This is a genomic window from Streptomyces sp. NBC_00075, from assembly GCF_045041225.1.
Taxonomy (GTDB): domain Bacteria; phylum Actinomycetota; class Actinomycetes; order Streptomycetales; family Streptomycetaceae; genus Streptomyces; species Streptomyces adonidis.
On sequence record NZ_CP108243.1, the window covers coordinates 3,132,270 to 3,149,146 of the forward strand.

General features: G+C 69.9%; 14 protein-coding genes. 2 read left to right on the forward strand and 12 right to left on the reverse strand.

Going from position 1 to position 16,877, the window contains the following annotated elements; all coding sequences use genetic code 11:
- Positions 1-125 precede the first annotated feature (125 nt).
- On the forward strand, positions 126-1,715 hold the full coding sequence (locus OG787_RS13270) for an FAD-dependent monooxygenase (RefSeq protein ID WP_405535312.1): 1,590 nt from the start codon (positions 126-128) through the stop codon (positions 1,713-1,715).
- Positions 1,716-1,854: 139 nt separating this feature from the next.
- Here the strand turns inward: OG787_RS13270 and OG787_RS13275 are convergent, their stop codons facing one another.
- From OG787_RS13275 to OG787_RS13295, 5 genes are all read right to left on the reverse strand, one after another.
- Entirely contained in the window at positions 1,855-3,459 is a 1,605-nt protein-coding gene (locus OG787_RS13275) for an FAD-dependent oxidoreductase (RefSeq protein ID WP_369032426.1), read from the reverse strand.
- Positions 3,460-3,503: 44 nt separating this feature from the next.
- On the reverse strand, positions 3,504-4,535 hold the full coding sequence (locus tag OG787_RS13280) for a methyltransferase (protein ID WP_369032427.1): 1,032 nt from the start codon (positions 4,533-4,535) through the stop codon (positions 3,504-3,506).
- 199 nt (positions 4,536-4,734) lie between these two features.
- Positions 4,735-6,321, reverse strand: a complete 1,587-nt coding sequence (locus tag OG787_RS13285; protein WP_405535313.1) for an MDR family MFS transporter — start codon at positions 6,319-6,321, stop codon at positions 4,735-4,737.
- Between the two features lie 181 nt (positions 6,322-6,502).
- Complete coding sequence (locus OG787_RS13290; RefSeq protein WP_369032429.1) at positions 6,503-7,480, reverse strand: zinc-binding alcohol dehydrogenase family protein; 978 nt, start codon at positions 7,478-7,480, stop codon at positions 6,503-6,505.
- A 154-nt stretch (positions 7,481-7,634) separates the two neighbouring features.
- Positions 7,635-9,170 (reverse strand): FAD-dependent monooxygenase, encoded by a 1,536-nt coding sequence (locus OG787_RS13295; protein ID WP_405535315.1) that lies wholly within the window; start codon positions 9,168-9,170, stop codon positions 7,635-7,637.
- A 124-nt stretch (positions 9,171-9,294) separates the two neighbouring features.
- On the opposite strand from OG787_RS13295, the gene OG787_RS13300 reads away from it, so the two are divergent.
- On the forward strand, positions 9,295-9,816 hold the full coding sequence (locus tag OG787_RS13300; protein WP_405535316.1) for a MarR family winged helix-turn-helix transcriptional regulator: 522 nt from the start codon (positions 9,295-9,297) through the stop codon (positions 9,814-9,816).
- Positions 9,817-9,834: 18 nt separating this feature from the next.
- Here OG787_RS13300 and OG787_RS13305 read toward each other — a convergent pair whose 3' ends face one another.
- The 7 genes from OG787_RS13305 to OG787_RS13335 form a co-directional block, all read right to left on the reverse strand.
- Positions 9,835-11,448 (reverse strand): FAD-dependent monooxygenase, encoded by a 1,614-nt coding sequence (locus OG787_RS13305; protein ID WP_405535317.1) that lies wholly within the window; start codon positions 11,446-11,448, stop codon positions 9,835-9,837.
- An 81-nt stretch (positions 11,449-11,529) separates the two neighbouring features.
- Complete coding sequence (locus OG787_RS13310; protein WP_405535318.1) at positions 11,530-12,492, reverse strand: GNAT family N-acetyltransferase; 963 nt, start codon at positions 12,490-12,492, stop codon at positions 11,530-11,532.
- A gap of 125 nt (positions 12,493-12,617) precedes the next feature.
- Positions 12,618-12,821, reverse strand: coding sequence for a ferredoxin (locus tag OG787_RS13315; protein WP_369032434.1), 204 nt, complete (start codon positions 12,819-12,821; stop codon positions 12,618-12,620).
- Between the two features lie 6 nt (positions 12,822-12,827).
- The gene (locus OG787_RS13320) at positions 12,828-14,078 is read right to left on the reverse strand and encodes a cytochrome P450 (RefSeq protein ID WP_369032435.1); all 1,251 of its coding nucleotides are present in this window, start codon (positions 14,076-14,078) and stop codon (positions 12,828-12,830) included.
- A 65-nt stretch (positions 14,079-14,143) separates the two neighbouring features.
- Positions 14,144-14,917: an SDR family NAD(P)-dependent oxidoreductase gene (locus tag OG787_RS13325; protein WP_369032436.1), complete on the reverse strand. Its 774-nt coding sequence runs from the start codon at positions 14,915-14,917 to the stop codon at positions 14,144-14,146.
- Positions 14,914-16,356 carry an FAD-binding oxidoreductase gene (locus OG787_RS13330; RefSeq protein ID WP_369032437.1) on the reverse strand — a complete coding sequence of 481 codons (1,443 nt, stop codon included), beginning with the start codon at positions 16,354-16,356 and terminating at the stop codon, positions 14,914-14,916. Before OG787_RS13330 ends, OG787_RS13325 begins: the two co-directional genes overlap by 4 nt.
- Before the next feature lie 60 nt (positions 16,357-16,416).
- Positions 16,417-16,785, reverse strand: a complete 369-nt coding sequence (locus OG787_RS13335) for a hypothetical protein (protein ID WP_369032438.1) — start codon at positions 16,783-16,785, stop codon at positions 16,417-16,419.
- Between the last annotated feature and the right edge of the window lie 92 nt (positions 16,786-16,877).

A 16,877-nucleotide genomic window follows, 5' to 3' on the forward strand; every position in this document is an offset into this window, starting at 1 on the left:
CGGAAAGGGCGCCGGACGGGCGCGTTCACAGCCCGAGTGGTCCTCTAGCCGAGCGGTGTTCGCTGGCCGGGAGTGTCCGGAACCGCATCGAGACGGAACGGCAACGAGACAAGGGAGCACATCCGGTGGCGGAGCGAACCGACGTACTGATCGTGGGCGGCAGCATGGTGGGCCTGGCCCAGGCTCTGTTCCTCGCCCAGCAGGGCATCCGGTCGATCCTGGTGGAACGCCATGCGCACATCTCGGCGCATCCGCGGGCGCAGGCGGCCAGCCCCCGCACGATGGAGCTGATGCGTGCGCTGGGCTTGGAGCAGAAGGTGCGCGCGCAGGAGAACCCGCATGCCCAGTACGGCGACATCCTTCAGGTGGAGGCGCTCACGGGCCGCGAGCTGGGCCGTTTCGACGGGCCGTTCCGTCACGACCCGAACGAGGTCAGCACGACCGGATGGACCCTGATAGGCCAGGACCGGTTCGAGCCCCTGTTGCGCGCCAAGGCCGAGGAGCTGGGGGCGGACATCCGCTTCGCCACCGAGATGGTGCGCTTCGAGCAGGACGCCGACGGGGTCGGCGCTGTGCTGCGGGATGTGCGGAGTGACGAAGAGACCGTTGTCCGCGCCGAGTACATGGTCGCGGCGGACGGCTTTCGCAGCCCTGTCCGCGAGGAGTTGGGGATCGGCACACACGGTCAGGGTGTCTTCGGTCGCCAGATGAACGTCATCTTCCACGCCGCGCTCGACGACTACGTGGCGGACCGCCGGTTCTTCCTCTGCTTCGTCAGTAACGACGACGTCAAGGGTGTGCTCGGCCGGCTCGACAACGCGGACCGCTGGGTACTGGCGCCGAGCCTGCCTCCGCAGGAGACGCACGCCGAGTACTCCGAGGAGGACTGCGTCGAGATGGTGCGCGCCGCGGTCGGCGTGCCGGATCTGGAGGTGGCGGTGGAGTCGAGCACCAGCTGGGAGGTCGCCGCACGCATCGCCGACCGGTTCCGCTCCGGGCGGGTGTTCCTGGCCGGTGACGCGGCCCACATGATGCCGCCCACCGGTGGGTTCGGCGGCAACATGGGGGTGCAGGACGCGCACAATCTGGCGTGGAAGCTGGCGTCGGTGCTGCGTGGACAGGCCGGTCCCGAACTGTTGGACACCTACGAGCAGGAGCGTGTCCCGGTCGCGGAGTTCACCGTGGAGCAGGGCGTGATCCGCTACTTGCAGCGCAGTGGTCTGGACGCGGAGGTCGCGGCCCGGCACCGGCCGGAGACCACTGTGCTGTTCGGTCATGTCTACCGTTCGGGCGCGGTGCTGCCTGAGTCCGGCGCGGACGGTGTCCCCCCGGTGGAGGACCCGACCCAGCCGTCGGGCCGTCCCGGCACCCGGGCACCGCACTTCGAGCTGCGCATCGGCGGCTCCGACGCCCCGCTGCACGATCTGCTCAAGGGCGGCTGGTGGCTGCTGGCCGGTCCGGACGCCGGGTTGTGGGAGCGGGCGGCGGACCAGGTGTCCCGGCTCACCGGCCTCACCGTCGACTTCCACGAGGTGGGCGGTGCGGAGCCGGTCGAGGTAACCGAGGGCTTCCTGAAGAAGTACGGGATCACGACCGGCGGCGCCGTGCTCGTCCGCCCGGACGGGTTCGTGGCCTGGCGCGCGGTGGAACGGCCCGCGGACCCGGCGGTCGAACTGTCGGCGGTCGTCCACCGGTTGCTCGCGCGCTCGGCCTGAGTTCCCGGCTGCGGCCGGCTCGCTCTTCGCGGGCCGGCCTCAGCAGCCCCGTGGCCGGTCATCCGGCAGGATGGCCGAAGACCGGCGCGCCTCCCGGAGTCCGGGAGGCGCGCCGGTCGTGCGTGGTGGTTGCCGACGGTCAGGAGAGCGAGAGCATCTGCCGCAGGAGGCTGGTCACGGTCTGGGAGACGTCGCCCCGGGGGCCGCTCTCGGCGCGCCAGGCGACCATGCCGTCGGGGCGGACCAGGACCGCGCCACCGTCGCCGAGGCCGTAGCGCTCCTTGAAGGTGCCCTCGGTGTCGGAGTAGTCGCCGTTCGCACCGATGCCGCGGACGTTGAGGACCAGACCGAGTTCGTGGCCGGCGGCGGCCGCCGCGGCCCATGGGGCGGCTGGGCCCGCGGTGAGCAGGGTGAAGCCGACCGGGAAGAGATCGACCGTGGAGAACGGGCCGTGGGCGCCCTCGATGACCACGTGCGGGGCGCGGGCGCCGGGCCGGCCGCTGGGCTTGTCCGGGTTCTCGGTGATGCTCCGGCCCTCGGCGTCATCGCCGGCGAACGCGCCGGCCGGATAGACATATCCGAAGGTCATTGTCGTCTCGTCGACCAGGTCCTTGGCTACGTCCTGGAACTGCTTGCCCTCGCGGACGGCGAAGCGCAGCATCGCCTGACGGACCGTCTCCTGGGCGACCGGACGGCGTTCGGTGTCATATGAGGCGAGCAGCCCCGGCCCGGCTTTGCCCGAGAGCACGAGGGCCAGCTTCCAGGCCAGGTTGTAGGCGTCCTGGATGCCGGTGCTCGCGCCGAAGGCGCCGGTGGGCGGCATGACGTGCGCGGCGTCGCCGGCGATGAGGTAGCGGCCGCGGGTGAAGGTGTCAGCCACACGCGCCGAGATGTCCCAGGCGGGCATGTCGACCGACTCGATGGTCAGCGGCAGGTTCGGGACGCCGACGGCGGCGCGGACAAGTTCGACGCAACGCTCCTGCGTGAAGTCCGCGGCGCTCTGGCCCTTGTCGGGGAAGAAGGAGACGTTGATGACCCACTTGCGATCGTTGTCGATCGGGATGATCGTGCCGCGTACCTCGGGGTTGTTGACGTAGGCGGCGATGATTTTCCGGCCACGCAGCGGCTCCTCGAGGTCGGCGTCGAAGAAGAAGCTGACCAGGTTGGTGAGGGTGCCGCGGCCGTGGGAACCGATGCCGAGGAGTTCACGGACCGGGCTGCGGCTGCCGTCTGCGGCGATCACGTACTCGGTGCGCAGTTCGGTGCTTTCGCCGGTGCCGACGTCGGTGAGAGTCGCGGTCACGCCGTCGGCGCCCTCGATGACGGCGTCCAGACGGGTGTGGAAGCGCAGGTCGACGCCGACCTCCTCGGCCCGCTCGCGCAGGATGGGCTCGAGCTGGTTCTGGTCGATCAGGGTCCACCGGGCGGGGCTGATGCGGCTGATGTCCTCGATCGAGGCGTTGGGCATGCGGACCCGCTCGTTGCCGGCGAGGGTCTCGACGTGCACCAGATCGGTGTTGCCGGAGATCGGCGAACGGCCGGCCGTGACGCGCTCCTCCATGCCCACCGCGCGGTAGAGCTCCATGGTGCGCGGGTTGATGGCCCGGGCCTTGGGGTGGGTGGAGGTGCCGGGGTGACGTTCGACAAGCGTGCACTTCACCCCGTGGTGGGCGAGGAACACGGCGGCGGACAGGCCTGTGAGGCCACCGCCGACGATGAGGACGGGAACCTTTTCCTGGCTCATGCTGCTTCCTTGGGTGGTCGGGGCGGGCTGCTGGGTCCGAGCGGTCACCGGGTGGCGGTGACCAGCGTGTGCGTGCCCAGCAGCGGCTCCGCGGTGCTGCTGGTGAAGCCGGCCCCGGTGAGCCAGGTGCGGACGTCGTCGATGCGGTACTCGGAGCCGTCCTGGCTGACCAGGCGCATGTGCAGGCTGGAGAGCAGGCGTTCGGCGTCGCGGCGCTCGTCGTCGATCATCCGGTCGTAGATGAGGACCTGACCGCCGGGGTTGGTTGCGGAGAAAACGCGGCGCAGCAGCTCCTGGCGCCGGTCGGTGTCGAAGCCGTGCAGGATGTGGCCGAGCACGATGACGTCGGCCTTCGGGATGTCGTCCGTGAAGAAGTCGCCGCCGCTGAACTCGATGCGGTCGTTCAGGCCCAGGCGGGTGGTGTGCTCGGTGAAGAGCGGGCGGGTGCGCTCCAGGTCGAAGACCCCGGCCTTGAGGTGCGGGTGTTCCTTGATCAGGACGGAGGCGAGGTTTCCGCGGGCGCCGCCGAGATCGACGAAGGAGGTATGGCGGCTCCAGTCGATCGCGCCGGCGATCTCGATGCCCATGCGGTCGCTGTAGGCGTCGAGGCCGGCGAAGAAGCGCTTCATCTTCCCCGGGTCCTTGTGCTTTCCCCCGACGAAGCCGCCCTTGTCGGGGTCCAGGTGCTGCGCGGCACCGGTGGTGAGCGCCTCGGTGAGCCGTCCCCAGGTGCCGTACAGGGTCTCGTTGGTCAGCTCGACGAAGCCGCCGAGGTAGGTGGTGGTGCCCGGGACGAGGTATGCCCGGGCCAGCGGGCCGTTGGCGTACTGGTCCCCGGTGCGCTCCAGCAGGCCCAGGCCGGCCAGCGCGTCGAGGAAGTCGGCGGCCATGCGCTTGTGCAGGCCGGTCGCTGCGACGACGTGGTCCGCACCGGCCGGGCCTTCGGCGAGGGCACCGAACACGCCGAGTGTCACCGCGCTGTGCAGCACCTTGGCTGCGCAGTCCGCGATGGTCAGCTTGATCAGCGGACCGGGGTCGACCGCCGCGGCCGTCGTACGGTCATCGGTCGTTGTCACGCGAGCCTCCTAGCGAGCCATGAGGGACCGCTTCGGTCCTCCTCCCGACGATGGCCGATTCGCGTGGAGTCCCGCTCGAAGCGCTCTGCAGTCCGGGCGTCGGGGGCCTGTCCTGGACATGATGAAGTGCCGCCCCCCGCCGCGAGTCGCGGGAGAGGGCGGCACTTCGGCCCTGAGTCACATACGGGGGATGATGTGATCAGGCCGTTTCGGGGGTGCTGTCGGCGGAGGCCCGGTTCGGGTCCTCGGCCTGCGGACCGTCGCCGTGGTGGCGGGAGCGGAGCGTGAGGTTCTTCATGAGCAGGGTGAGGACGAGGCCCAGCGCGAGGATCGGCACCGCGGCGGTGAACACCGGGGTGAGCGAGGCGGCGTACGACTGCTCGATGGCGCTGCGCACCGGGGTGGCGAGCGTGTCGAGGACCGTGTCCGAGGAGAGCGAGTTGTGGTCGACGCCGTCGAGGGCACCGGCCGGCACGCGGGTGGCGAGCTCGTCGGTGAGGCGGCCGTAGAAGATGGCGGCGAAGAGCGAGATGCCTATCGAGGTGCCGAAGGAGCGGCCGAAGGTCACGGTGCCGGAGACGGCTCCCATGTCCTGCGGGGGCGCGGTGTTCTGGGCGGCCTGCGTGAAGACCTGGGCGGAGAGACCTGAGGCGAAGCCGAAGACGGCCATGTAGAGGATGGCGAGGACGCGCGGGGTCTCGGTGTCCATGGTGGACAGCAGGAGAGCGCCGACGATGCCGAGGGCCATGCTCAGGATGGGGAAGATCTTGTACTTGCCGGTCTTGCCGATGATCTTGCTGGAGCCGACGGAAGCGAGCACGACGCCCATCATCATCGGCAGCAGGACGAAGCCGGAGGTGGTGGGGCTGGCACCGGTGGCGACCTGGACGTACAGGGCGAGGAACTGGACGACGCCGACGAAGACGATGCCGCAGACGATGGTGCCGAGCAGCGAGATGGTGAAGGTGGAGTCCTTGAAGAGGCGCAGCGGGACGATCGGCTCCGCGGCAGTGGACTCGGCCTTGATGAACAGGCCGAGGAACAGCAGGGTGCCGAGGCCGAGGCCGATGATCTGCGGGGAGGTCCAGGCGTACTCGACACCGACCCATGAGGTGAAGAGGGTGAGGGCGACGATGGCACCGGAGAGGGTGACGATGCCGGCGTAGTCGAGCTTGGACTCACGGACCGTACGGGGCAGGTGCAGGTACCTGACGAGCAGGAAGACGATCACAGCGCCGATGGGCAGGTTGACCAGGAAGACCCAGTGCCAGCTGAGCGCGTCGGTGAGCACGCCGCCGACGGCGGGGCCGGCGAGGGAGGCACCGGCGAAGACCATGCCGAACATGCCGTAGTACTTGGCGCCTTCACGCGGGGTGAACAGTTCACCGATGATGGCGAGGACGGAGACGAACAGGCCTCCGGCACCCAGGCCCTGCACGACGCGGAAGACGATGAGCTGCTCCATGGAGCCGGCCGCGCCCGCGAGCGCGGAGCCCAGCAGAAACAGGCCCATCGCCGAGAGGTAGGTGACCTTGCGGCCGAAGAGGTCGCCGAGCTTGCCGTAGATCGGCGTGGTGACGCTGGAGGCGATGACGTAGGCAGTGGTCACCCACGCGAAGAGGTCGATACCGCCGAGGTCGCCCGCGATGCGGGGCAGGGCGGTGGCGACGATCTGCAGGTCGAGGATGGCCACGAAGGCGGAGAGCATGCAGGCCACCATGACCGGGGTGGTCCTGGTGCCGGAGGGGTGCAGCCCACCGGGTGCCTGTGGGATGGGAGCGGACAAAGTGGTGCCGCCTTTCGGATCGGTGTGTGCTCCCCGTCGCACCGGCCGCTCGAAGCGGTCGGCGTCACCTGGCTCTCGGGCCCTCATAGGGCTTAGGGGAAGTTCGCGGTATCTGCAAGTGAGGTGAGGGGGCGGCCGGCCCGTCGTGGGGTGACTGGCCGGCCGCCTGTTCAGCGGCGTCTCAGGGAACGAGAACGATCTTGCCGAGCTGTGCGCGTGCCTCCATGAGCTCGTGGGCCTTGACGGCCTCGTCGAGCGGAAGGCGGTCGTACACGACCGGCTCGACCTGGCCGGAAGCGATGAGTTCGAACAGGTGACGCCGGCCCTCGGCCACGGCGTCCTGCTTGTTGTAGAGCATGGCGTAGAGACTGAAGCCTGCGACGTTCTTCATGCGGGACAGGGCCAGGGTCGGCAGGTCCGGGATGTCGCCGGAGGCCGAGCCGTAGAAGACGAGGGTGCCGAACTGGGCGGTGATGCCCAGGGATTTCAGCAGGACGTCCCCGCCGACGGTCTCGAGGACGATGTCGGCGCCGCGGCCGTCGGTGGCGGCGAGGACCTGGTCGGTCCAGTCCTTGTCGCTGTAGTTGATGGTGACGTCAGCGCCGAGCTCGCGCGCGAAGTCGAGCTTGGCCTGGGTACTGGCGGTGGCGATGACCTTGCCGGCACCGAGAGCCTTGGCGATCTGGACGGCCAGGTGGCCGACGCCGCCGGCGGCCGCGTCGATCACGATGGTCTGGCCGGGCTGGAGGCGGCCGGCCTCCTTGATCGCGTGGTACGCGGTCTGGGCCGGGCTGGGCAGGAGGGTCGCCGCAGCGGCATCGAGGTCCTGTGGGATCTTGATGAGCCAGTCGGTGCCGGAGACGACGTAGTCGGCGTAGGCGTTCTGGTCGATGTCACCGACGACGCGGTCGCCGACGGCGAAGCCCGAGACGCCGTCACCGACGGCCTCGATCGTGCCGGCGACGTCGCCACCGGGGGCTCCGGGGAGGCCGGCGTGGCCGCCGATCGGAATGCCCTGACGGCGCTGGACCTCGGCGAAGGTGACGCCGATGGCCTCGGCGCGGATCAGGACCTGACCCGTACCGGGCTGCGGCTTCTCCACCTCTTCGAGGCGCAGGACGGACGGCGCGCCGTGCTCGTAGTGGCGGATGATTCGCATGATTTCTCCAAACGGTTTTCCGTCCGGGCCGTCGCGGGTTGCCGCGGCCCGGCCCGGGATACATATGCATGTTGTCATGCAATTGATTGCCAGTCCACATGTGGCAAGTGGTGCGCATATTCTTTACCGGCCCTTTAAGGAGCCGGCGGGCGGGTCAGCTGAAGACCGCGCGGGTGGGGTCGGTGACTCCGGCCCAGGTCTCGATGGCCGCACGCAGGCCCTCGGCGATCTCGGTGGGCGAGGCGCTGCGGTCTGCGGCCCAGACGACGTAACCGTCGGGGCGGACGAGCACACCGGCCAGCTCCGGCTCGTCCTCGCATTCGGCGACGACGTGGCGGACGCGGCCGGCCCAGTCGAGCGGCGCGGCCCACTTCCCGTACTCCTCGGCGATCTCCGGCCGGCCGGCGAGGTCGAGCAGGACGAAGTTGCCGCGGCGCAGATATTTCGGGAGGGTCCCGGTTCCGCCCTCGGTCTTGAGCGTCAGGTCGCGGGCGAAGTCGCCGAGCAGGCGATGCTCGGGGCCCGGCAGGTCGTAGCGGACCCGTACACCGCTGAGCATCTCGGCGATGTGGCGGTTGACCTGGTCCTTCCGCATGAGGTCCTGGAAGAGCTCGCGCAACTGGGTGACGTAGGGGTCGGGGTTCATCAGCGCGATCTGGGCACGGGTGTTGGCCAGCACCTGGCGGGCCGGCTCCTGGCGCTCCTCGTCGTACGTGTCGAGCAGCCCCTCACCGCCCCAGCCGTTGATGTCGGCGCACAGCTTCCAGCCGAGGTTGAGCGCGTCCTGGAGGCCCAGGTTGACGCCCTGGCCGCCGACCGGGAAGTGGGTGTGGGCGGCATCGCCGGCGAGCAGGATGCGACCCCTGCGATAGGTCTCGGCCTGGCAGGCGGAGTCGGTGAACCAGGAGAGCCAGCGCGGCTCGGAGGCGCCCATGTCGTCGCCCCAGATTTCACGGACGCTGCCCTTGAACTCCTCGAAGGTGAGCTCGGAGTCCGCCTCCTTGCCCTTCTCGAAGTCGAACGTGGCGACGCGGTGATACGTCTCGTCGAGCGGGACACAGAAGAGCAGACCGCGCTCGGTGCGCTCCATGCCCATCGGGGCGTTCTCGCGGTCGGCGAGGACGACGTCGGCCAGGCGCGCGGTGACGCGGCCGCCGGTGCCGGGGAAGCCGATACCCGCGGACTTGCGGACCAGGCTGCGGCCGCCGTCCGTTCCGACGACATACCGCGCGCGCAGGGTGTACGAGCCCTCGGGGCCGACGACGTCGACCTCGGCGCCGTCTTCGTCCTGACGGACGGCCGTCACCTCGTGGCCGCGGCGGATCTTGCAGCCGAACTCCTCGGCGCGCTCCTCCAGCAGGCGCTCGGTCCGGGTCTGTTCGGAAAGCAGGGCGTAGTTGTGAGCGCTGTCCAGGAGCGAGAAGTCGACCCAGACGTCAAGGCCGGCGAAGTGGCCGTTGTTCCATGAGTGGGCACCCTCGCGGAAGCGGTCGGCGAGCCCGCGGCGGTCGAGCGACTCCAGCGAGCGCGCATGCAGCCCGAAGGCCTTGGAGTGGGGGGTGCGCTCGGTGAGCTTCTCCAGCACGACGGCGTCGGCGCGGCCGATACGGAGCTCGGAGGCAAGCAGCATGCCCACCGGGCCGCCGCCGACGATGATCACATCGAAGTCGAAGTCCTTGCTGTCCGGCATTGCGATCCCTTCAGGTGATAGAGGTGGTTTTGATCAAGGGGAAATTATGTGCCTAACTTCATGCAATAGCATGCGAGCATACACATGCTCGCTGTCCTCGATCGCCGCGCCTAGGATGTTCGCCATGGAGACTCCAACCACCAGGCAGAAGACCGCCCAGCTCCCGTCCGCCCAGGGCCCGCTGGCCGCAGTGGACCCGCTCGATGCAGTCGGACCGGCTTTCTCGCGGCTGCGCCGTGCTTCTGCGCTGAACGTGGAAAGCCCGGTGGCCCGGAAGGACATGACGCGGACGCTGGTGCTCAACATCGTGGAAGAGGGATCCGAGTACGACGGGCAGGAGATCACCGTCGGCGTCGTCGCCGAGCGGCTGGTCGTGGACCCTTCCGTGGCCAGCCGCATGGTCACCGACTGCATCTCCGCCGGATACCTGATCCGCGCGGCCTCGCAGCAGGACGGGCGCCGAACGATCCTTCAGATGACGGACGAGGGACTGACGATGCTGGCGGCCTTCCGCCGGCATCAGCGGGCCGCCTTCGAGTTCATCACCCAGAGCTGGCCCGATGACGAACGCCTACAGTTCGCCCGGCTGCTGATCAAGTACGTCGACTCGGTCGCGCAGGCACGGGGCGCCTCCACCAACGGCTGACCGCCGGTCCCCCGCCGCTCATCGCGCCAGAACGGTGCGCAGCACCGCCTCGAGCGCCGTGCCCTGCTCACCGACGGGGACCCCCTCGCGTGTGCGCCAGGCGACGATCCCGTCGGGGCGGACCAGTACTGCGCCCGCCGCGCCCACTCCGTACGCCTCAGCCCAACGGCTCTGCACGTCGGTCAACGCACCGCCCTCGGCGGCCAGGGCGACGCGATGGAAGGCGAGGTCCACGCCGAGCGCCGATGCGGCCGTCTCCGCCGCCTCCGCCCAGGATCCGCCCTCGGCCCCAGCGAGCAGCACGAAGCCGTCACCGAACAGGTCGAGCGTGGTCACCGGCGCGTCGTCGCGCTCCAGCACCACGTAGGGGGCGCGGGTGCCCGGCTCGCCGCGCAGGGTGCGCGGATCGGAGGTCAGCGGCAGCTGCTCCGCGCCCTCCTCGGCGATGAACGCGCCGGACGGATAGGCCTGCCCCATGGTGACGCGCATCGCGTCGTGGGTGGCGGCCTGCTGCTCCTCGGTCGCGGACTGGGACCGTACGGCGAGCTGAAGCGATCCCTGCTGCGCGGTATACGTGCCGACCGGTCGGCGCTCGTCCTGGTACGTGTCCAGCAGAGCGCGGCCCGCGGTGCCCTTGAGTACCAAGGCCAGCTTCCAGCTCACGTTGAAGGCGTCGGCGATGCCGGTGTTGGCTCCGTACCCGCCGGTGGGCGGGATCTGGTGGGCGGCGTCGCCCGCGATGAATACGCGGCCCTGCACAAAGTTGTCGGTGACCAGCTCGGCCATGTCCCAAGGGAAGCGGGAGCGGATGGTGACTTCGACCTCGTCCGAGCCGATGGCCGCGGAGACCAGCTCGGTGCAGCGGGCGTCGGTGAAGTCGTCCAGGCCCTCGCCCTTCTCAGGGTCGTAGCCGACGATCAGGGTGCCCTCGGTGAGGGTGTCGTCGTGCACGAGGATGCCCGTGACCTTGTCATTCTTGACGTGGACCACGCTGTAGCGGCGCTCACCGAGCACCGCGCCGAAGTCCGCGCCGAAAGCGATGCTCACGTGCCGGGAGAGCACGCCCCGGCCTTCCCGCTCGGCGCCGAGGGACTCACGCACGGAACTGCGCGGCCCGTCCGCAGCCACCAGGTAGTCGGCCGTCACCGTGGTCTCGCTGCCGTCGGCAGCCCGAACGACGGCGCTGACCCCGTCGTCGTCCTGGGTGAAGGAGAGGAGCTCGGTGCCGAATCGCAGGTCGGCACCAAGCTCCTCGGCGCGGGCGCGCAGGATCGGCTCCAGACGGTCCTGGGGCAGTAGCAGCAGGGTGGAGGGGGTCAGGTCCGCGAGCTCGTTGCCGCCCTCCAGCTCCTCCTTGGCGAAGAAGACCTTGCCCGCGAGGGACTCCACGCCCGCGCGGGTCTTGTGTTTCTCGAAGCCGGCGGCGGCGGCCTTGGCGGCCTTCTCGACGCCGACCGTGGCCAGCAGCTCGGCGGTGCGCGGGTAGTAGCCGACCGCGCGGGGGTGGATCGAGGTGCTCGGGTGCCGTTCGACCAGGGTGACCGGCACATGGTGATGGGCGAGGAAAACGGCGGTGGACAGGCCGACGAGGCTGCCACCGACAATCAGTACACGTGTGCCGCTGCTGCTCACAAAGAACCCCTCTCGCGGTTTCCGGTCTGTGCGGATCGTGGCAGCAGCCGGTGGACCAGAACTCGAACTTCCCTCGGGCGCTCAGCTCTTGACGGAGTACGTCGACCAAGAGCTGTCCGCGATGAAGCCGAGGCGGCGGTTGAGGGCGAGGACGGCCTCGTTGCCTACGTCGTTCCAGGCCTGTACCAGGGCGAGGTGGGGGTTCTCGACGGCGGCCAGGGCGATCAGGCCTGCCTTGATCCAGGTGCCCAGGCCCTGGCGGCGCCGGTCGGCGAGGACCAGGGTCTCCCCCGCGTCGGCCATCGGGCTGTCGCGGACGAAGAGGGTGGCGTACCCGGCGACCTCGCCGGTGGCCGTGTCGACGGCAGCGGTCACGTACTGACGGTGTCCGGCGCGCTCCGCCTCGGCCTCGCGGGCGCGGACGTCGGCGGCGGTGGGGGCACGGACCTCCGCCTGACCGTTGACGGGCGCGTCCAGGGCGCCCCATGCGCGGGCGTAGACGTCGACCAGCTCCTCGGGGCAGCGGTCGCTCCAGTGGACGAGCCGGTGCCCCGGCACCACGCGGTCGGCCGACCCGTCGAGGCCGGCACGGGCAGGGCCCCTGAGGAAGAGCCGGTTACGCAGGTTGGTGCCGTGCAGCTCGGCGCCGCAGACGGCGGCGAAGGCCTCCGCGGTGGGCGTGTGGGGGGCGTCGACCATCAGGCGATCCCGGCCGCGGGCGAGCAGTTCGGCACGAGCGGCATCGACGAGCGCGGTGCCCGCGCCTCGGCGGCGGAAGGGCGGGAAGACCCACAGCGAGCCGTGGCCGGGTCCGTCAGGGTCACCGAGGTCGAGGCCGAGCTTGGTGCAGCCGACCGGCCGGTCACCGTCGAAGGCCACCAGGACGATCCGGTCGGCACCGTGTCTGCGTTGCAGCAACCGGGCCAGCAAGGCATGCGACACCGGCGGGTCGCCGGGCAGTTCGAGGCTCATCGTCTCCTGGAAGCCCGGCAGGAGGAGGGCGATCGTGGCGGGGTCGTCGCCGTCTAGGCTGCGAATGTCCATGGACTCATCGTTGCCCGGGGCACTTGAGGTTCCGTCAAGAACGGCTCGGGGCACGGACGCCGCACCGTCCGTGCCCCGAGCCGTCGCGGGGCCGGCCGGGCTCGCGGGGCCCGGCCGGCGCGTGGTCACACGTCCTCTGTCTCCCTCATCGTGATGGCTCGTACCGGGCATGCCCGGACAGCCTCGCGCACCAGTGGCTCGCCGCCGCCGTCCTCCCGGCCGGGGATGACGGTGGAGAGTCCGTCCTCGTCCTGCTCGAAGACGGAGGGCACGGTGACGGCACACTGGGCGGAGCCGATGCACCGGTCTGAGTCGACCGAGATGTGCACGGCGGCCTACCAGGTCACGGGGAGTTCGGAGACTCCCTGGAGGACGAAAGGCGCGTTGACCGGCACCTGGTCGGCGGGGATCGCCAGTTTCAGCGTCGGCACCCGGCGGAACAGGGTCGCCAGGGCGATCTCCATCTCGGCACGGGCCAGGTTCTGGCCGATGCACTGGTGGATGCCGTACCCGAATGCGACGTGGCGGCCGGAAGGCCGGAACACGTCCAGGTCGTCGGCGCGCTCGAAAGAGCCGTGATCACGGTTCATCAGCATCGTCGACAGGATCACCCCGTCGCCCGCCTTGATGAGGTGGCCCTCGATCTCGATGTCCTCCTTGGCCACGCGCATCAGCATGTCGCCGATGGAGGAGAACCGCATCAGCTCGTCCACGGCCCGGGGCATCAGGGACTCGTCGGCGCGCAGCGCCTCCATCTGCTCCGGGTGGGCCAGCAGCGCCATCGTGGAGAGGGCGATCATGTTGGAGGTCGTCTCGTGGCCGGAGACCAGCAGGACGGTGGCGATCATCGCGAGTTCCTGGCGGTCGACCTCGCCCTCCTCCAGCTGGCGGGTGATCAGCTCGTCGAGCAGGGTGTCGCCGGGTTCGGCCTGCTTGCGGCTGATCAGGCCGTCGAGGTACTCAAGGATCTCGGTGAATGCCTGCTGCGCCTGGGCCGCCTGCTCCTGGCCGGAGGAGGAAAGCACGTGCCGCGAGCGCTCGTCGAAGTAGTGGTGGTCTTCGTACGGGACGCCCAGCAGCATGCAGATGACGGCGGACGGCATCGGCAACGCGTACTCGGTGAGCAGGTCGACGGTGACGCCCGGGCCCTTGGCCAGCATCCTGTCGAGCAGGTCGTCGGCGTACTTCTGGATCGCCGGACGCAGTGCGTTGACCTGGCGGACGCCGAAGCTGGGCAGCACCATGCGGCGCTGGCGGGCGTGCACCGGGTCGTCGACGCCGACCAGCGGGGGTGCGGCGGCCTGCTGACGCTGGGCCTCGATTCGGGGAGCGAGCAGCGGGAAATTCGGGTCGAGGACGTCGGAGGAGAGCCGGGCGTCCGGGAACAGCCTGCGGCCGAGCTCGTTGCCGGTGATCAGCCAGGCGATGCGCCCGTTCCAGAGGGTGACCCGGGAGACAGGGCCCTTCTCACGGAGCTGCTCGTAGCCGGGCGGCATCTGGTAGGGGCAGGTGCGCTTGATGGGATAGGCGGGAGCGTCCTCGGGTCCGTCCGCCAGCGTCTTCGGCTCGTCGAGTGTGTCGGTCATGGGGACTCCTGGGTTTGCGGCCGGTGGGCCGTGCGGTGCGGCTGAGTAGGGATCGGGGGCAGGTTTCACAGACCGCCGGTGACGCGCAGGGCCTCGCCGTGGACGTTCCCGTTGGCGGCGGAGCCGAGGAAGACGACAGTGCGCGCGACGTCTTCGGGAGTGTTCATCCGGCCCGAGGGAAGGGATGCGGCCTTGTTCTCCAGGAAGGCGGGCGAGGCATGTGTGAGCACGTTCTCGGTGAGGGTCTGGCCGGGCACGACCTCGTTCACCAGGATCCCGGCGGGACCGAGTTCCCAGGCGAGGCTGCGCACCAGCCCGTGCAGGGCGGCCTTGGCGGCTCCGTATGCGCCCGCGCCCGTCATGCCGGTGTCCGCTAGGCCGGCGCCGATCAGCACGATGCGGGCCCAGTCGCGGCCGCGCATGAGGGGCAGCACGGCTTGGACGGTGTGGAAGACGGCATCCACGGAGGTTCGCAGGACCCGCTGCCACTGCTCGGGGGGAACGTCCTCGAAGGCCGGCATCTGCCGGCCGGGCCGCGGGATCGCGTCGCCCCACTCGACCGCGCCGGCGACGAGAACGTCGATCCCGCCCCACTCGGCACCCACCGCGTCGACGGCGGCCCGTATGGAGTCCTCGTCGCCGAGGTCGTAGCGAACCACGTACGGGGTGCCGCCGGCGGCGGCGACCTGATCGGCTGTCTCCTTCGCCCCCGCCTCGTCGCAGTGGTAAGTGATCGCGACTCGTGCGCCCTCCGCCGCGTAGGCGAGGGCCGTAGCCCGGCCGATGCCGCGGGAAGCACCGGTGACGAGGACCGCCTTGTCCGTCAGATCCGTCTTCATCGTCCTGCTTTCGTCGTCTGCTGACCGCGCTCCCGGCCGGAGCCGATGCTCTGGCCGTGCCGGAAGAAGCCGTCGGGGTCGTAGGCCTGCTTGATCTCGCGCAGTCGGGCGGCGTTCTCCGCGTAGTGGTCGGTCTCCCACTCGGCCTGCGTCCGCGAGCTGGGGAAGTTGATGTAGGAGCCGGTGGCCAGCGGGGCGAGGGCCGCGCCGCACCGGTCGGCCCACGCGTCGAGCTCGGCCGGGCCCTGTGCGGCCGACGCCGCGTCACGGGTGGCCATCTGGAAGCCCGTCAGGAACTGGGCGTCACGGTGCACATATGCGGTTTCCGTGCGGCCGACGCGGTTGGCGGCTCCGCCGAGCGCGATGCACAGCAGGTAGCGCTCGTTGTCCAGGCCGGGGTCCCACGCGTGAAGCAGGGCGTCGGCCTCGGCGCGCGTGACCGCCCTGCCGGTGAGGCGGTAGGCCTGCCGGGTGTAAGGGTGCCGGTGGCCGACCGCGTCCGGGTGGGTGCCGGTGCGGTGGCACTGCTGGACAGTCTTGGAGCCGCACAGCGCCTCGTGCATGACATCGGCGTACGCCCCGGACGCCGAGACCTCGCGGTGTACGGGCTTCGTGCCGGTGCGTTCGGTGAGAGCGTCGAGGGCTCGTTCGAGTCCGTCGGACGGACCGTGGTGCACGCCCCAGGCCTTGACGATCGGCTTGCCGCCGGGCCCGAACATGCCGGGCAGCACGACCAGGGAGGTGCCGAGGTCCTCCGACTCCTCGACGGCCCAGGACTGCCAGGCGGCCAGCACGTCGGCGGCATCCTCGTAGGACCACAGCGTCTCGAAGCCGGTCAGACGCGGGGCATCGACAGGGCTCAGCTCGAATTCGGTGACGATGCCGAAGTTCCCGCCGCCGCCGCCCCGCAGGGCCCAGTACAGGTCCGGGTGCTCGTCCGCCGACGCGAGCACGGTCCTGCCGTCGGCGAGGACGACCCGCGCCGAGACGACGTGGTCGCTCGCGATGCCGAACTTTCGGGTCTGCCAGCCCAGCCCGCCGCCGCTGAGGAAGCCACCCTGGCTGACGGTGGGGAACGTGCCGGTGATGATCTGGCGCCCGTGTGGTTTGAGGGCGTCGAGCGCGTCGAGCGACTGGATGCCGGCCCCGATGCGGACGGTGGGACCGTCCACGGCGGCGTGGTTCATCCGGGACAGGTCGATGACCAGGCCGGTGCCGGTGGACCAGCCGTTGAAGCTGTGGCCTGCCCCCCGGACATGCGCCGCGATACCGGCCTCCCGCGCGTGGCGTACACAGGCGAGGACGTCCTGGGGGGATTCGCAGTAGGCGATGCCGTGGGGCGTGACCGAGTCGTACTCGGTGTTCTGTAGTTGCCTGGCGAGCTGGTACCCCGGATCGGAGGGGAGAACGAGCTCGCCGTTGAGTTCATCGCGCAGCATGGGAGTCTTTCCTCCGTGGGTCACCGGTCCGGGGTAACGGGGCTTGTCCGACTGTCGTGCCTACTTGTCGACACCGAACTTGCGGGCGGCGACCCTGGAGCCTTCGTGGCCGCGCAGCAGGTCGCCGGAGGGCGAGTAGAAGTTGGCTCCGCCGGTACCCTCCCAGTGGTCGTCGGAGACGAACTCGCCGGTGACGAAGACGTGGGCCTCGCCGACGTGCTCGCCCTGCGGGTTCACGGCGAGGATGTGGAAGTTGTAGTGGAAGGAGTCCTTCCCGGTGGACTCCCAGTTGCCCAGGCCGATGTTCTTGGCGTTGACCTGGTAGCAGGTGACGCCGCCGTCACCCGTGAAGGACGCCAGTCCGAACACGGACTTGCCGTCGTCTTCCAGCTCGGTGGTCCAGGTTCCGACAAGCCTGGCGTCGGTCATGATGGGTCTCTCCTGACGTGGGTCCGGTTCGCGTGGTGTGCGATAGGTAGGGTTCCGTCCCGGGCTGGAGGGACACTTGAACGCCCCTTCAG